The sequence below is a fragment of the Arthrobacter sp. Leaf234 genome, from assembly GCF_001422665.1.
Classification (GTDB): domain Bacteria; phylum Actinomycetota; class Actinomycetes; order Actinomycetales; family Micrococcaceae; genus Arthrobacter_D.
In genome coordinates, this window is the sequence record NZ_LMLU01000010.1 from 11,851 (window position 1) to 26,576 (window position 14,726).

Below are 14,726 nucleotides of genomic sequence, written 5' to 3' on the forward strand. Positions count from 1 at the left end.
CCGCTTCGCTATCCGACGGATCCCGGATACTGCGTCCTCTGCGGTGGTCCAACGTGCCATAAGTGCTTGTCCTTCGGAAGGTGGATCAGACGTCCGCTGTGACGCGCGCGTCGAGTTCCTGGTTGGCGCGCTCCAGGTCGTCCGCGAAGTCCACTTCGACGGCGTAGAAGTTGCTGATGTCGACAGGCGTGTACTGGACACCGTCCTTGGCGATGGTGAGCTCGATGCCGCGCTCGAAGTAGTCCTGGTCACCGACCTGGGCAAGGCGCTTGATGAGCTTCTTCTTGTCCTTGGACGAGATGTAGTTGATGCCCACCGCTTCTCCGAGCGCGTGCTCGACGGACTTCGACAACTGGTCGATGTGCCCGTTGTCGTCGACGGTGTACTTGACCTCCTCGTCACTGACGGAGGACATGTCCACGGAGACGAAGGAAAGATCCTGCTCGATGAAGGGCCGCAGGTACTTGACGATCTCGGGGGCGAAGACGACGTCTCCGTTCATCCACAGGACGCCGCCCTTGGCGGAGTTCCGGAGAGCCTTGAGGAGGCTCTTGGACGTGTTCGTCTGGTCGAAGGCCTCGTTGTAGACGAAGGATGCGTTCGGGACATGCTCGAGGATCATCTCGAGCTTGAAGCCGACGACGATCGACAGGCGGAGCTTCTTCCTGAATTCGGACGTGAGATTCTCCACCTGCTGCTGCATGATGGTCCGACCGTCGCTCAGCTCCGTGAGTGGCTTGGGGTGGGGACGAGCGAGCCGTGTGCCCATGCCCGCCGCGAGGATGACTACCTGCACCGTCATGATGTGTCCTGTCGATTAGTACGCCGTGTGGGTAGGGAACATGATCGACGAACTGCCACCACGAGACCGTTGCGGTCGCACCACCACACTGAGGTACCCCCGGCAGCGATAGTACAGGAGCGGGGGCTCGAGGGGGCTGCCGGGGATGGTGCTCCACGTCTTAAAGGTCAGAACGGTGCTGCCACCAGCAGCTCCACGTTCTGGTCCCCGGCGGCTCCCTGGACCGACCCGGGGTCCAGCCCGGGTCTGTTCGCGGCGAGTTCGAGGCTCAGGGCAGCAAGGGACGCCGGGCTCTGCTCGCCGTCGCGGCGGACGTCGTCCGCCGCCGAGTGATCGAGGAGCGTTGCCAGGATGGAGAGTGTGCCGTCCCGGTTGTCGACCAGTTCGACAGCGCGTGACTGCTGCGGGAAGTCGATCAGGGAGGCCGTGGTGATCTCCCAGAGTCCGCCCGAACCGTTCCGCCCCCGGTGTGCCTCCACCCGGTGCCTGTGCTCGTGGCCGTTCAGCCACAGGACGAGGTTCGGGAACCGCGAGAGGATCGAGAGGACTTCGTCCCGTGCCAGGGACTCCCCGCCGTCGTCCGCCGTCGTCGCATCATCCTCGAATGACCGGAGCGGGTGGTGGCTGAAGAGCACCGTGATCCTGTTCTCGGCCTCCGACATCTGGGTATTCCCCTCCTCGTCGAGGTAGGAACCGGACACGGCCTCGAGCTGACCGACGAGCCAGGAAGCCTGCTCACGGTCCAGGCACCCTCGCCCGCTGCCGTCGGGGCTCGCCGTGTTCAGCATGATGCCGCGGACCTCCGGGGAGAGATCGAAGGAGTAGTAGAGCGCGTCCTCCTCGATCGGCTGCTCCACGGCGGATTCGGAGCGCGCGAGTGCCTTTCGGAAGGCCGCCTTGTCGAACACGTCGCGCTCTTCGGACGCCGCGGTGGTCCGCGACGGCAGCTCGGCCAGGAGTCGCTCCCGAGCCGCCTCTCCACCCTTGGCCTGCTCCCAGAAATCGGGTTCCTTCATCCCGGCCGGGAGCTCCAGCGGGAGACGCGAGCCCGTGCGCACCAGGTCGACGAACTGTTCGCCGGGAGAGATCCGCGACCCCCCGTACCGCCCGGTCTCGTCATGGTTGCCGAACCCCACGAACCAGGGGACGTCGGCACCCGGGGCGTCGATGGGACTGCTGGCGGCATCGAGGAGCCCTTCGACGGTCGGAAAGCCGTACCGCGCCTTCCAGTTGTCCGGGTCGGCACCGTCGGGCTCGGGGTCGGGATGCCAGACGTCGGCGAACAGGTCCCGGGGGGAACGGCCGTGGTCCTGGATGCCTTCGTAGCGCCCCACCGGGTTGGCGGTGGCTCTCCCACCGTCCAAGGCTGCGACCACCGCATCCAGCTCGCTGGTGCAGAACGAGTTGCTGAGGTCCCCGGTGACCACCAGGGCATCGAGCGGGCGCCCGCTCTCGGGCCCCTGCCCGAGGGCGTTGAACGCCCGGACGGTCGCGTCGAGGACGTGCACGGTCAGGACGTCCTGGGGCCGGAACCTTCCGGAGGTCGGGTAGCCTTCCTCGAAATCGAGGTACTGCCAGAGGAAGGAGAGCCGCCCGGGATTCGTCGCGTCCAGGACATGCGGGTCGGTGATGTGCCCGAAAGCGGCCAGGGCAACCGGTTCCGGCCGGGTCCCGCCAGGCCGGTCCGCGAGATCCTCGCGGACCACACGCTCCAGCCCGTCGCCGTCCTCCAGCACCCGGTACGGCAGATCCTCGGAGAGGCGGTCTCCCAGCCGGATCGAGCGGTCCCGGGTGGTGGGCCGTCCGCCGGCACTCGCGGAGGGGGAGGGCGGACCGGGGCGGGTCTCGGCGGTGCAGCCGCTGAGAGGGGTCACCGCGACGGCGGTGGCAGCGGCGAGGGAGAGCTGCAGGAGTCGGCGGCGCGACACGGGGCGGGCAGGGGTGCCGGGGGAGATCAGGGGGAAACATCCTTCTGGAGTGCTGATGCCGAGCGGTTCGCGCTGCGGGCGCCGCCGGTCTGTCGCTCCACCAAGCCTAGAGGAGAACGGGCGATCGCACGCCCGGCAGTTTCACGGGAGTGGTGTGAAGTCAGGGAGGCGCGTGCCCACGCCGAGCAGTTGCTCGACCGCCGCCACCACGCGCTCAGCCGCCCTTCCGTCGCCGTAGGGGTTGACTGCTGTGGCCATGGACGCGTAGTGCTCGTCGTCGTGGAGGAGTGCGGTCACACTGTCGACGATGGCATGCTCGTCCGCACCCACGAGGGCGACCGTCCCCGCCGTGACGGCTTCCGGCCGCTCCGTGTTCTCGCGCATCACGAGCACAGGCTTCCCGAGGCTCGGGGCTTCTTCCTGCACCCCGCCGGAATCGGTCAGCACGACGGCGGCCAGCGACAGCAGCCGGGCGAATTCCCCGTAGGCGAGCGGTTCGGTGAGGATCACGTTCTGCCGGTCCCTGAGGGCGGGGACGATGGCCTCCCGCACCACCGGATTCATGTGCAGGGGCAGCACCACGGTGAGTTCCGGCTCGTTCTCCGCAATTCGGTCGATCGCACGCGCCATGCCGCGCATCGCCGCTCCCTGGTTCTCCCTGCGATGGGTGGTGACCAGGAGGATCCTGCGACCGCTTCCCACCAGCGCCTCCAGCCGCGGATCCGAGAACGGGTGGTGGTCCCGGACCACCTGCAGCAGGGCATCGATGACGGTGTTCCCGGTGATCGCGATATCTGCGGCAGCGATCTTCTCGTCGAGAAGATTCTGCCGGCTGGTGCTGGTCGGGGCGAGGTGCAGTGCCGCGATCTGCGACGTGATCCTGCGGTTCGCCTCCTCCGGGAAAGGGGACTGGAGATTTCCCGAGCGGAGGCCCGCCTCGAGGTGCACGACGGGGATCTGCCGGTAGAACGCAGCGATCGCCGCTGCCGTCGAGGTGGTGGTGTCGCCCTGGACCAGCACCGCTGCGGGCGGGTCGTCGCGGAGGAGGGGGCTCAGTCCGTTGATCGTCCTCGTCATGATGGAGTGCAGTTCCTGGCCCTGCTCGAGGATGTCGAGATCGTGGTCGGGCCGGATGCCGAAGAGGGTGTTCACCTGGTCGAGCATCGCCCGGTGCTGGCCGGTCACGGTCACGCGGACGTCCAGCGTCGTCGTCCTCCTGAGCGCGCTGATGACCGGTGCGATCTTGATGGCCTCCGGACGGGTCCCGAAGACGAGCATGACAGTTTTCAATTCATCCTCCGAGGCGGCGACTGGGCAAAGGCCGAGTATAGGCGGTGGGGTGGCTGACCGGCTCGACGGGGTGGGGGAGGCGGGCCGGACGGGAACGGGAATCCGCGGAATCATCGCTGTGATCGTCAGGACCTCGACGTACCGTGGGGATATGGCCACGTCCGATCCCTCGCTCGATCCCGCCCGGGTGCCCGGTCGCATCGCTGCGCCGCCCCCCTCGTCGCCCGACGGCGCGGTCGCCGGGCCGCTGGTCGGTGCCACGACGGAAAATGCCGTGCTCTCGAGGATCCTGCCCCTGTTCCAGCAGGGCGCGGCCGCCCTGCTCGGGCCCGGCGACGACGCCGCTATCGTGGCGTCCCCCGACGGCAGGACGGTGATCAGCATGGACACGCTCGTCGAGGACCATGACTTCCGCCTGGTCCGGCCGAACGGCTTCCGCACCACCGGCTACGACGTCGGCTGGAAGTCAGCGGCACAGAACCTGAGTGACATCAACGCCATGGGCGGTTCGGCGACCTCCCTGGTGGTGAGCCTCACCCTTCCGCCGCAGACACCCGTGGACTGGGTGGAGGACTGCGCCCGGGGCCTCGCCGCAGCCATCCGCGGTCTCGGTGCCGCCGGCTGTTCCGTCGTCGGCGGGGACCTCGGCGCCGGAGCGCAGCTCGTCATCACGGCGGCCGTCACGGGGACACTGGGAGGCAGGGCGCCGGTGCTCCGATCGGGGGCGCGACCAGGCCACCTCGTCGCCGTGACCGGGATGCTCGGCCGCGCCGCCGCAGGCCTCGCGATCCTCGAGGACGGCCGTCCAGTCCAGGACTTCGGCCCGCTGGGGGAGGTCTTCGTCGCAGCGCAGCTGCGCCCGCTCCCGCCGCTCACCGCAGGCCCCGCAGCTGCCGACGCCGGGGCGAGCGCGATGCTCGACATCTCCGACGGCCTCGTCCGTGACGCCGGGCGGATCGCCACCGCCAGCGGGGTGCACCTGGACCTCGACCCCGAGGCCCTCCTGGACCATGCGGATCCGCTCCGGCCGGTCGCCCGGCTGCTCGGTGTCGATCCGATGGAGTGGGTCCTCGGCGGCGGCGAGGACCACGGCCTACTCGCCACCTTCCCGCAGGATGTTCTGCTGCCACCCGGTTTCACTGCGGTAGGCTCGGTGAGGCCGGGCAGTCCGCTGGTGACACTGGCGTCGCAGGCGACAGCTCTCAGGGGATGGGACCACTTTGCACACTAAGATCACCGCCAACGCCGTGGCGATGAAGCGTTGGTTGAGCAAGGCCGAGGAATCGCTCGGGAACCACAGTGACCGCCTGAACGCCATCAACATCTTCCCGGTGGCGGACGGGGACACCGGCACCAATCTGTACCTGACGGTCCGCTCCGCCGCCCGCGCCGCTCATGATGCCGACACCGCGGACCTGGGTGAACTGCTGGCTGTCGCCGGTCGGGCGGCGATGGAAGAGGCCCTGGGAAATTCGGGCACCCTGTTCGCCGTCTTCCTCTCCGCGTTCGCCGAGCCGCTCCACGGCACCAGCCGGCTGACCTGCACCCTCTTCGCCTCCTCCCTGCACCGCGCCCAGATCCGTAGCTGGTCCGCTCTCAGCGACCCCGTGCCGGGCACCATGCTCTCCGTCCTCGAGGCGAGTGCGAGGGGTGCTGCCGAGACGGCCGCGGGACACGCATCGGATGACAGCAACTCGACGCTGGCGCTCACGCTCCGGGCCTCGGTCCAGCACGCGCTGCAGGCCGTGGTGCACACCGAGAGCCAGCTCGGGCCCCTGACGGACGCGGAAGTGGTCGACGCCGGCGGTGTCGGCTTCCTGCTCATCCTCGACGCCCTGCGAGCTGCAGCCCTCGGCGAGGAGCTGCAGGACGAGCTGCTCGACGGCCTGCACGGCTACGACATCCAGTCACCCCACATCCACAACGGGGGAGACGCGGACGGCGTAGAGGTCATGTGCACCATCAACCTCAGCCCCCTGGATGCCGCAACGCTCAGGCTCCACCTGGACGAACTCGGCGACTCGGTCATCATGAGCGCGGTCACGGCGGTCGAGGAGGGCTATCGCTGGAGGATCCACGTGCACGTGCCGGACGCCGCGCCGGCCCTGGCCCTCATCCACGAGGCTGGACATCCCGTCAACATCTCCGTGACGCAGCTCGCGGTGCCGGTTCCGGGAGCCGAGGCCGGTGAGTCCTGACGCGGCGCGGTCCACGGCCGCCTCGGAGCTCGATGCACCTCTCGACCGCCATCTGGGCCCCGTCGCGAAGCTGCTCGCCAAGCACTTCTCCATCACCACGGTGGGCGAGCTGCTGAACCACTTCCCCCGCACCTACCTCAAGCGCGGGGAGTTGACCCCCATCGCGGAGGTGCCGGTGGACGAGGAGGTGACGCTGATCGCCCGCGTGCAGTCCGCGAACTCACGGCGGATGCGCACGCGCAAGGGCATGCTGCTGGAAGTCGTGATCACCGACGACGCCGAGGGCGGCATCGGTGCGATGAGTCTCACCTTCTTCAACGGCTACGGCGCCGAGCGCGATCTCCGGCCCGGTGTCCGGGCCATGTTCTCCGGCAAGGTGACGGTCTACCGCGGGAAGCTGTCCCTGACGAATCCCGCCTACGTGCTGCTGGACGAGGGCGACGGCGACCCCGAGTACGTGAACCGCCCGATCCCGGTCTATCCCGCGGTGGAGAAGCTCGGCAGCGAGCGCATCGCGATAGCGGTCGGGACGATCCTGGACACGTTGCGACTCACGGACCTTGACGATCCCGTCCCCGCGTCCATCGCCCGCCGCGACAAGCTGATGAGCCTCGCGACCGCCTACGAGCTGGTGCACCGGCCGCAGCAGGTCGAGGATGCCTACAGGGCGCAGCACCGCTTCCGCTACCAGGAGGCGTTCGTGCTGCAGGCGGCTCTCGCGCGGCGCAGGGCTCTGGCGGCGAGGGAGGACGCAACCGCCAGGCCGGCGCGAGCAGGCGGACTGCTCGACCAGTTCGACGCGCGCCTCCCGTTCACCCTGACGCAGGGTCAGCTCGACGTCGGACGGACCCTCGCCGACGACCTCGCCCGCGACCACCCGATGAACCGGCTGCTGCAGGGTGAGGTGGGCTCGGGCAAGACGCTGGTGGCGCTCCGGGCCATGCTGCAGGTGATCGACGCCGGTGGACAGGCCGCGCTGCTCGCGCCGACCGAGGTGCTCGCAGCCCAGCACCTCCAGTCGATCACGCGTACCCTCGGACCGCTGGCCGAGGGCGGGATGCTCGGTGGCTCCGCGGACGGCACGCGCGTGGTCCTCCTGACCGGTTCGATGAGCACGGCCCAGCGTCGGACGTCCCTCCTGGAGGCTGCCTCCGGCGACGCGGGGATCATCATCGGCACGCATGCGCTGCTCTCGGACAACGTGCAGTTCTTCGACCTCGGCCTGATCGTGGTGGACGAGCAGCACCGGTTCGGCGTGGAGCAGCGGGACTCCCTGCGCACCAAGGCCCGCACCTCTCCCCACGTGCTCGTGATGACCGCCACCCCGATCCCGCGCACCGTGGCGATGACGGTGTTCGGGGACCTGGAGACGTCGACGCTCTCCGAGCTTCCCGCGGGCAGGAGCCCGATCGCCACGCACGAGGTCGGGCTGACCGAGCACCCCGCATGGATCGACAGGATCTGGGCCAGGGCCCGCGAGGAGATCGACGCCGGCCGCCAGGTGTACGTGGTGTGCCCGAAGATCGGCGACGAGGGCAGGTCCGAGGAGGATGTCGCTGCCCCGCTCTACGGGGACCCGGTGCCGGAGAAGGCCCCCGGCGGCCAGCAGGAGCTCACGAGCGTCGTCGGCCTGTCCGACGACCTGGACGCGGTCCCGCAGCTGCAGGGCGTGACGCGAGGGATGCTGCACGGGCGGATGGATCCCCAGGACAAGGCCGATGTCATGGCGCGTTTCGCCGACGGCAGCGTGCAGCTCCTCGTCGCCACGACGGTCATCGAGGTGGGCGTCGACGTGCCCAACGCGACCCTCATGGTGATCATGGACGCCGACCGCTTCGGGATCTCGCAGCTGCATCAGCTGCGCGGGAGGATCGGCCGGGGCGGCCACGCCGGCACGTGCCTCCTCGTGACGAAGCTCGAGCCCGAGCACCCCAGCCGCGAGCGGCTCTCCGCCGTGGCGTCCACGACCGACGGCTTCGAGCTCTCGCAGAAGGACCTCGAACTGCGCCGGGAGGGCAACATCCTCGGCGCGTCCCAGTCGGGCGGCCGGTCCGCCCTGCGGTTCCTGAAGATCACCCAGCACGGGAAGGTGATCGAGAAGGCGCGGACGGACGCCCAGGAGGTCGTCGGGGAGGATCCGGACCTCGAGGGATACCCCGGCCTGGCACTGGCCATCGAGCTGTACCTGAACCCCGAGAAGGAAGCCTTCCTCGAGAAGGGCTGAATCAGTATCGCTCCGCATCCGAGGATGTAGGGTTTCGATCATGACGCAGATACGGATCGGGGACGCGGCCCGCTATCTCGGGGTCAGCGATGACACCGTCCGACGCTGGATCGACGGCGGCATCCTCGCGAGCACGAAGGACCCAGCGGGACGGCTTGTGGTGGATGGGTACGAGCTGGCGACGCTCGCTCACCGCAACGCCGTGCTGCCGGGTGATCCCTCCGACATCGGGCGGTCCGCGCGCAACAGGTTCGTCGGGATCGTCACGGATGTCCTGCAGGACACGGTCATGGCGCAGGTCGAGCTGCAGTGCGGCCCGCATCGCGTGGTGTCGCTGATGAGCAGCGAGGCCGTCCGGGATCTCGGGCTGGAGAAGGGATCGATCGCCATCGCCGTCATCAAGGCCACCACCGTCATCATCGAGACCCCGGGAGGGAAGGCGTGATCATCGCCCGCCTCGCGCCGGGGGTCCGGAGCCACGGACGGGACGCTCGCCGCGGCCGCCCCGGGCGGACCCCGGGGCGGCAACTGTGTGCGGTACCGGCCGCCGTCGCCTTCATCGTGCTCCTCCTGACGGGCTGCGGCGGAGCCCGGGATGCCACGGGCGCCGGAGGCTCCGCCGCGGCGGACGGCGCGGAGATCGACGGGAGCATCACGGTGTTCGCCGCCGCCTCCCTCACCAGCACCTTCACCGACCTCGCCGGGCGGTTCGAGGACGGGCACCCCGGCACTGAGGTCCGGCTCACCTTCGCAGGATCCTCCGACCTCGTGACGCAGATCATCGAGGGGGCGCCGGCCGACGTGTTCGCCTCCGCCGACACCCGCACGATGCAGCGGGTGTCCGACGAGGGACTGCTCGCCGGGACCGCGGTCGATTTCGCCACGAACACGCTCCAGCTCGCGGTCCCGCCCGACAACCCCGCGGGAATCTCGTCCCTCGCCGATGCCGCGCGCCCCGGCGTGAAGACCGTGGTCTGTGCCGAGCAAGTGCCCTGCGGAGCCGCCGCCGTGGCCGTGGCCGATGCCGAGGGCGTGGACCTGGACCCGGTCAGTGAGGAGTCCTCCGTCACCGACGTGCTGGGCAAGGTGACGTCGGGGGAGGCGGATGCCGGCCTGGTGTACGGGACCGACGTCCGCGCTGCAGGGGGATCGGTGCTCGGCATCGACCTGGCCGAGGCGGGGGCGGGAGCCACCACCTACCCCATCACCGCCCTCGCGGAGAGCCCGGAGGCGGCCACGGCGCAGGCGTTCGTCGACTTCGTCACGGGTCCCGAGGGCCGAGCCGTCCTGACGGCGGCTGGTTTCGGTGCGCCCTGACGCCGCACGAGCGGCCCGGCCAGGGACGGCCAGGCCCGTGAACACGGCTGCCCTCCCGCGCTGGGTGGTCGCTGCCGCCGTCGTCGGCGCCGTGTTCGTGGTCCTCCCCCTGGCGGCCATGACGCTGCGCATCGACTGGCCCCGGTTCATCCCGCTCGTGACGTCCGAGGGGGCCCGGGCCGCTCTCCTGCTCAGCCTCCGCACCTCGGTGTCCGCCACGATCCTCTGTGTGCTGTTCGGTGTGCCGCTCGCGCTCGTCCTCGCGAGGACCTCCTTTCCCGGCCGACGGTTCGTGCGGTCCCTCGTCCTGTTGCCCCTCGTGCTGCCGCCGGTGGTCGGGGGTATCGCCCTGCTCTACACCTTCGGTCGGCGCGGACTGATCGGGAGCGGCCTCGCGTCCCTGGGGATCGACGTCGCCTTCTCCACGACGGCCGTCGTGCTGGCCCAGGCGTTCGTCGCCCTGCCGTTCCTGGTGCTCAGCCTCGAAGGAGCCCTGCGGACCGTCGGGACCCGCTACGAGGCCGTCGGTGCTACGCTCGGCGCCGGTCGCTGGACGGTCCTCCGGCGGATCACCCTGCCGCTGGTGCTCCCCGCTCTCGTCTCCGGCGCGGTCCTCTCGTTCGCCCGGGCGCTCGGCGAATTCGGTGCCACCCTGACGTTCGCGGGGAGCCTCCAGGGCAGCACGCGGACGCTCCCGCTCGAGATCTACCTGCAGCGGGAGACAGATCCCGATGCGGCCGTGGCCCTGTCCCTCGTCCTCGTGGTCGTCGCCGTCGTCGTGGTCGGCGTCGCCCACCGCGTCCGCCCGCTCGGCAGCCTCGATCCGCGGGGCACGGCGTCGCCGAAGGCGCCGGCCGCCGCGCCGGGGCGGGTGGACTGATGCCGCTGACCTTCGCGGGGGCACTGCCAGAACGCGGCTTCGACGTCGCGTTCGATCTCGCCGACGGTGAGACCGTCGCGGTGCTCGGTCCGAACGGGGCTGGGAAGTCGACCCTCCTGGGCCTGCTCGCCGGTCTCCTGGCACCGTCGGCGGGCCGGGCGACGCTGGGCGAGGATGTCCTGTTCGACGTCGGGCCCGGGCGGCGCGTGCTCATCGAGCCGCGGCGCCGGGGCGTCTCCCTCCTCGCACAGGAGGCGCTGCTGTTCCCGCACCTCTCCGTCCTCGAGAACGTGGCCTTCGGTCCGCGCAGCCGCGGCCTGTCGCGGGCCGAGGCGCGCGCCACCGCGTCCGCCTGGCTCGAGCGGGTCGGCACACCCGAACTGGCCGGGCGCAGCCCCGGACGGCTGTCCGGCGGTCAGGCCCAGCGGGTCGCGATCGCCCGGGCCCTGGCCACGGACCCGGCGCTGCTGCTGCTCGACGAACCACTCGCCGCCCTCGACGTCACCGTCGCGCCCGCGATCCGCACGCTGCTCCGTGAGGTGCTGCAGGGGCGCTCCGCCGTGATCGTGACGCACGATGCGCTCGACGCCTTCCTGCTCGCCGATCGCGTGCTGATCCTGGACGGCGGCCGTGTCGTCGAGGCCGGGCGGACCATGGAGGTCCTGACGCGGCCCGTGACAGCGTTCGGTGCGCGGCTGGCCGGACTGAATCTCCTCCTCGGCCGGCGGACGGAGATGGGGTTCACGGGCGCCAACGGTCTGGTGGTGCCGTGGGAGGGTCCGGGACGCGCGGGGGAGGAGTTCGCACTCGCGATCCGTCCCGCCGCGGTCTCGGTCGCGCGACCCGGTGGTCCTTCCACCGGGACGGATCACGGGGCCGCCTCGGGAACGAGCCGCGTCACGGCCATTGTCGACGACATCGAGCATCGCGGTGAGGCGATCCGGGTCCATGCCGCCGGGATGGCCGCTGACCTGGCTCCTGCGGACGCCGTCGCGATGGGTATCGTCCCCGGCTGTGCCGTGGAGGTGTCGCTCCGCCATCAGGACGCCGTCGTCTACGCCCTTCCCGCTGCGCCGGACGCCGGGAGGGGGACCGGACGGACGGGCGACGGGCGATAGAGTCGGAGGATGACGCGCATCATCGCCGGAGCCGCGGGCGGTTCGACCCTTGCCAGCGTGGAGGGGAACGGCACCCGGCCCACCACGGACCGCGTGAAGGAGGCGCTCTTCTCCCGGCTGGAGTCCTACGGCGTCCTGCACGGCGCGCACGTCCTCGATCTGTACGCCGGATCGGGCTCGCTCGGGGTCGAGAGCGCCAGCCGTGGGGCCGCGACCGTGGACCTGGTCGAATCGGCCGATCGCGCGGCGCTGGTGGCGCAGAAGAACGCCGATCTGGTGAACCGCGTCCTCGGCTGGACCGCCGTCAGGGTGCACAGGTCGAAGGTGGAGACGTACCTCGATCGGGTGGCGCCGGAACTGACCTGGGACCTCGTCCTGATGGATCCGCCCTACACGGTGGACGCCGACGGGGTGATCGCCGTGCTCGCAGCCCTCGCGTCACGCCTCGCGGAGGGAGCCGTGGTCGTCGTCGAGCGTTCGGCCCGATCACCGGAGCCGTCCTGGCCGGGCGGGCTGGAGCGCTTCTCGGAGAAGAAGTACGGCGAGACCCGCCTCTGGTTCCTGGAGCCGGCGGCGTCCTGACCCGTCACCCACGGGTCGGGCAGGGGCACGGCCTCCGGTCGTGGCGGGGGCGCTCGGGCTCCCGAGGGCGCGGTACCGGTTCGCACGCCGGTACCGCGCCGGTATCAGGGGTGTCAGGCCTGGCGGCGCGTACGGACGAGAGCGGTGGCGCCTGCGGCGAGGCCGAGCAGTCCGGCGACGAGGCCGATCCAGCCGACGGCGGAGACCGAGCCGGTGTCCGTGCTGGCTGCGGCGGGCTCGGCGTCGATCGCCTCGGGGGTCTCGGCCGCCGCACCGTGTGCGCCGTGCCCGTCCTCGCCCTCGACCGCCGCGGTGGTCAGGAACGAGGGCGCCGGCTTCTCGGGCTCCTCCGCGCCCTCGACGACCTCGTCGTCCCACTCCACCACATCGCCGTCCGTGTAGGACTGCGTGGCCGGCAGCATGACCGTGGTGCCGGCCTCGGGGAGCCGGCCCACGGAGATCGAGAAGGTCTGGTATTCCTGCTGGGAGATCTCGGCGCCCGGTTCCGCCGTCCACACGACCGAGAGGGGGGCCTCTGTCAGCGTCGCGCCATCGGCGGTGGTGACGGGCTCGGGCAGCGCCCCGGTGACGACTTCCGCCGTCCATCCCTCCATGGGCTTGACCCGTACGGACGTGAACGGCTGCTCGGTGGGCAGCTGGACCTCGAGCTTGTTCGTCGCAGCTGTCTCTGACTCGTTGGGGACGCTGAACGTGAGCTGCGAGTAGCCGTCCTCGGTGGTCGATGCGGGCGCGACGCTGACGTGCGCGCTCGCCGCGCCGAGGCCCAGCGCCATGAGGCCGGCCGTGGTGAGCGCGACGGCGGAGGTCGAGAGGGTGCGGCGATTCCGCAGGGATGTGTTCGACATGGTGGAGCCTTCCAGAGGTGCGCCCGATCCACCGCGAAGGGCGGTCTGATCTCGGGCAGCGGGTGATGGGGGATGACGGGTCGGTGACCGCCCGCAAACCCCTGTCCCTGTGGAGGACGCGGCTCAGGCGGTCGTGGCGGCCGGCGACGGCGGGCCGCGCAGCGGGGGGACTGCGCCGAACACGGTGGACGGAGCGACGGGCGTCGGTACGAGGACGACGGCGGAGCGGTGCGGGGTCGCGGGCAGGGGGATGACACCGGCGCCGGTGAGAAGAGGTCGGAGCCAGGCTCGGAGCAGGGTGGCGGCGTGATCGCTCGTCGCCACGGCCGCCGCGAGGACGATCGTCGCGACAGCGTGCAGGAACAGCATCAGGGCCCCACCGGTAGCTCCCCCCATCCCGTCCTGCGTGACCGGCGAACAGGCCAGCTCGAAGGCGGCGTGGTGGCCCGGCATCGCCGAGGAGCTCTGGCAGACAGCGGGCACTGCGGTCAGGGAGAACAGGCTGTGCAGCAGGCCCTGCCCCGCACCCATCGCGAGGAGGGCGGACCGGAAGGAGACGGTGCGCCGCGCGAGCACCATCATCGGCAGGAGCAGGAGCACGCCGAGCAGCAGGATGACTCCGGGCGCCGGCAGATGACCGGCAGCGAGAACATGCGATGCGGAGGAGACCGAGAGGATCAGGGAGACCAGCACCAGCGACCGGATATACGGAAGGGCAGGTGCAGTCATGACTGTTCCCTCCCCTCTCGTTCCCGTGCGTCGGCCGCGGCTTCGACCGTCGGGTGACGATCTCCTTCAGCGTACAGCCGTCGACCACCCCGATGATCTGCACATGATTCGGTCAGCTGTGCGCCACGGATGGGCGTTCGCTGCTCGCACCGCTCCCGGACCGGGCGTCAGCGGTGGCCCCTCACCTCGTGCCAGCGCACGGACGACAGGACGCGCCACCCCGGGGCTGACGCCGTGACGATCAGGCACGCGATGCCGTTCACCGACGCCGTCCGTGGAAGGTCACGAGCATCCCCGAGCCGGCCGTGAGGGAGGCGCGGCGTGCCGGCCCCGGTGGCCGTTCACACCGCGGACCGGTGGACGCCGCCCGGGCGGGCCCGGAGCGAGGGGCACTCCGGGAGGTCGTCCGGCACGACGAGCGAGCAGGTGCCGGTCCGCTCCGTGAGCAGGGGATGCGCGGTGGGGCCGACGATGCCGAGGTTCCGCAGGGTGTCCACCCCCTCACGATCGATGTGCGTGGCGCCCGTCAGGTCGATGACGACGTTCGGCTCCTGCAGGATGCGGAAGCTGCGGTCGACGATCGGTACGAGCGCGCGGCAGCTGCCCCGCGTGAGGCAGCCGCGGACGTCGATACGCGCCCATCGGAAGTCGATGTCCAGCTTGATGGTGATGCTCAGCGTGTGCCGCATGGCTCCGGTCTCCCCAGGGTGGGACGGTCCCTCGCGCCCGGCTGCTCAAGCTCTTTCAGGCTAGTGACGGAAAGGGTGTCGGTGCCGGACCGGATCTTCCTTG

Annotated in this window: 14 protein-coding genes; 8 read left to right on the forward strand and 6 right to left on the reverse strand. The window is 70.5% G+C overall.

The features are described from left to right. Positions 1-85: 85 nt before the first annotated feature. From ASF21_RS15205 to wecB, 3 genes are all read right to left on the reverse strand, one after another. Positions 86-802, reverse strand: coding sequence for an NTP transferase domain-containing protein (locus tag ASF21_RS15205; protein ID WP_055773251.1), 717 nt, complete (start codon positions 800-802; stop codon positions 86-88). A gap of 167 nt (positions 803-969) precedes the next feature. After that, the gene (locus tag ASF21_RS15210) at positions 970-2,730 is read right to left on the reverse strand and encodes a metallophosphoesterase (RefSeq protein ID WP_055773254.1); all 1,761 of its coding nucleotides are present in this window, start codon (positions 2,728-2,730) and stop codon (positions 970-972) included. Positions 2,731-2,871: 141 nt separating this feature from the next. Then, a complete protein-coding gene (gene wecB, locus ASF21_RS15215) occupies positions 2,872-4,020 on the reverse strand; it encodes a non-hydrolyzing UDP-N-acetylglucosamine 2-epimerase (protein ID WP_157365945.1) in 1,149 nt (382 codons plus the stop codon). Between the two features lie 151 nt (positions 4,021-4,171). Here wecB and thiL point away from each other — a divergent pair, with 151 nt between their 5' ends. The 8 genes from thiL (at position 4,172) to rsmD (ending at position 12,339) form a co-directional block, all read left to right on the forward strand. Continuing rightward, entirely contained in the window at positions 4,172-5,251 is a 1,080-nt protein-coding gene (thiL, locus tag ASF21_RS15220) for a thiamine-phosphate kinase (protein ID WP_082471637.1), read from the forward strand. Between the two features lie 22 nt (positions 5,252-5,273). Beyond that, on the forward strand, positions 5,274-6,218 hold the full coding sequence (locus ASF21_RS15225; protein ID WP_055773259.1) for a DAK2 domain-containing protein: 945 nt from the start codon (positions 5,274-5,276) through the stop codon (positions 6,216-6,218). Next, on the forward strand, positions 6,208-8,442 hold the full coding sequence (locus tag ASF21_RS15230; RefSeq protein WP_055773262.1) for an ATP-dependent DNA helicase RecG: 2,235 nt from the start codon (positions 6,208-6,210) through the stop codon (positions 8,440-8,442). Before ASF21_RS15225 ends, ASF21_RS15230 begins: the two co-directional genes overlap by 11 nt. Before the next feature lie 40 nt (positions 8,443-8,482). After that, a complete protein-coding gene (locus ASF21_RS15235; protein ID WP_055773265.1) occupies positions 8,483-8,887 on the forward strand; it encodes a TOBE domain-containing protein in 405 nt (134 codons plus the stop codon). A gap of 83 nt (positions 8,888-8,970) precedes the next feature. Next, positions 8,971-9,759, forward strand: coding sequence for a molybdate ABC transporter substrate-binding protein (gene modA, locus ASF21_RS15240; protein ID WP_055773387.1), 789 nt, complete (start codon positions 8,971-8,973; stop codon positions 9,757-9,759). 37 nt (positions 9,760-9,796) lie between these two features. Further along, positions 9,797-10,639, forward strand: a complete 843-nt coding sequence (locus ASF21_RS15245; RefSeq protein ID WP_055773267.1) for an ABC transporter permease — start codon at positions 9,797-9,799, stop codon at positions 10,637-10,639. Beyond that, positions 10,639-11,757: a sulfate/molybdate ABC transporter ATP-binding protein gene (locus ASF21_RS15250; RefSeq protein ID WP_055773269.1), complete on the forward strand. Its 1,119-nt coding sequence runs from the start codon at positions 10,639-10,641 to the stop codon at positions 11,755-11,757. Before ASF21_RS15245 ends, ASF21_RS15250 begins: the two co-directional genes overlap by 1 nt. Before the next feature lie 9 nt (positions 11,758-11,766). After that, positions 11,767-12,339, forward strand: coding sequence for a 16S rRNA (guanine(966)-N(2))-methyltransferase RsmD (gene rsmD / locus ASF21_RS15255; protein WP_055773271.1), 573 nt, complete (start codon positions 11,767-11,769; stop codon positions 12,337-12,339). A 113-nt stretch (positions 12,340-12,452) separates the two neighbouring features. On the opposite strand, the gene ASF21_RS15260 is transcribed toward rsmD, so the two are convergent. The 3 genes from ASF21_RS15260 to ASF21_RS15270 form a co-directional block, all read right to left on the reverse strand. Then, positions 12,453-13,205 carry a YcnI family protein gene (locus tag ASF21_RS15260; RefSeq protein WP_082471638.1) on the reverse strand — a complete coding sequence of 251 codons (753 nt, stop codon included), beginning with the start codon at positions 13,203-13,205 and terminating at the stop codon, positions 12,453-12,455. A 123-nt stretch (positions 13,206-13,328) separates the two neighbouring features. Beyond that, positions 13,329-13,934 carry a hypothetical protein gene (locus ASF21_RS15265; RefSeq protein ID WP_055773273.1) on the reverse strand — a complete coding sequence of 202 codons (606 nt, stop codon included), beginning with the start codon at positions 13,932-13,934 and terminating at the stop codon, positions 13,329-13,331. Positions 13,935-14,275: 341 nt separating this feature from the next. Beyond that, entirely contained in the window at positions 14,276-14,623 is a 348-nt protein-coding gene (locus ASF21_RS15270; RefSeq protein WP_055773274.1) for a hypothetical protein, read from the reverse strand. Between the last annotated feature and the right edge of the window lie 103 nt (positions 14,624-14,726).

What these genes read in the sequence shown, in the direction of transcription:
- ASF21_RS15205 (WP_055773251.1), bottom strand. Translation starts at nt 802, where the DNA reads ATGACGGTGCAGGTAGTCATCCTCGCGGCGGGCATGGGCACACGGCTC.
- thiL (WP_082471637.1), top strand. Translation starts at nt 4,172, where the DNA reads ATGGCCACGTCCGATCCCTCGCTCGATCCCGCCCGGGTGCCCGGTCGC.
- ASF21_RS15225 (WP_055773259.1), top strand. Translation starts at nt 5,274, where the DNA reads ATGAAGCGTTGGTTGAGCAAGGCCGAGGAATCGCTCGGGAACCACAGT.
- ASF21_RS15235 (WP_055773265.1), top strand. Translation starts at nt 8,483, where the DNA reads ATGACGCAGATACGGATCGGGGACGCGGCCCGCTATCTCGGGGTCAGC.
- ASF21_RS15250 (WP_055773269.1), top strand. Translation starts at nt 10,639, where the DNA reads ATGCCGCTGACCTTCGCGGGGGCACTGCCAGAACGCGGCTTCGACGTC.
- rsmD (WP_055773271.1), top strand. Translation starts at nt 11,767, where the DNA reads ATGACGCGCATCATCGCCGGAGCCGCGGGCGGTTCGACCCTTGCCAGC.
- ASF21_RS15260 (WP_082471638.1), bottom strand. Translation starts at nt 13,205, where the DNA reads ATGTCGAACACATCCCTGCGGAATCGCCGCACCCTCTCGACCTCCGCC.
- ASF21_RS15265 (WP_055773273.1), bottom strand. Translation starts at nt 13,934, where the DNA reads ATGACTGCACCTGCCCTTCCGTATATCCGGTCGCTGGTGCTGGTCTCC.
- ASF21_RS15270 (WP_055773274.1), bottom strand. Translation starts at nt 14,623, where the DNA reads ATGCGGCACACGCTGAGCATCACCATCAAGCTGGACATCGACTTCCGA.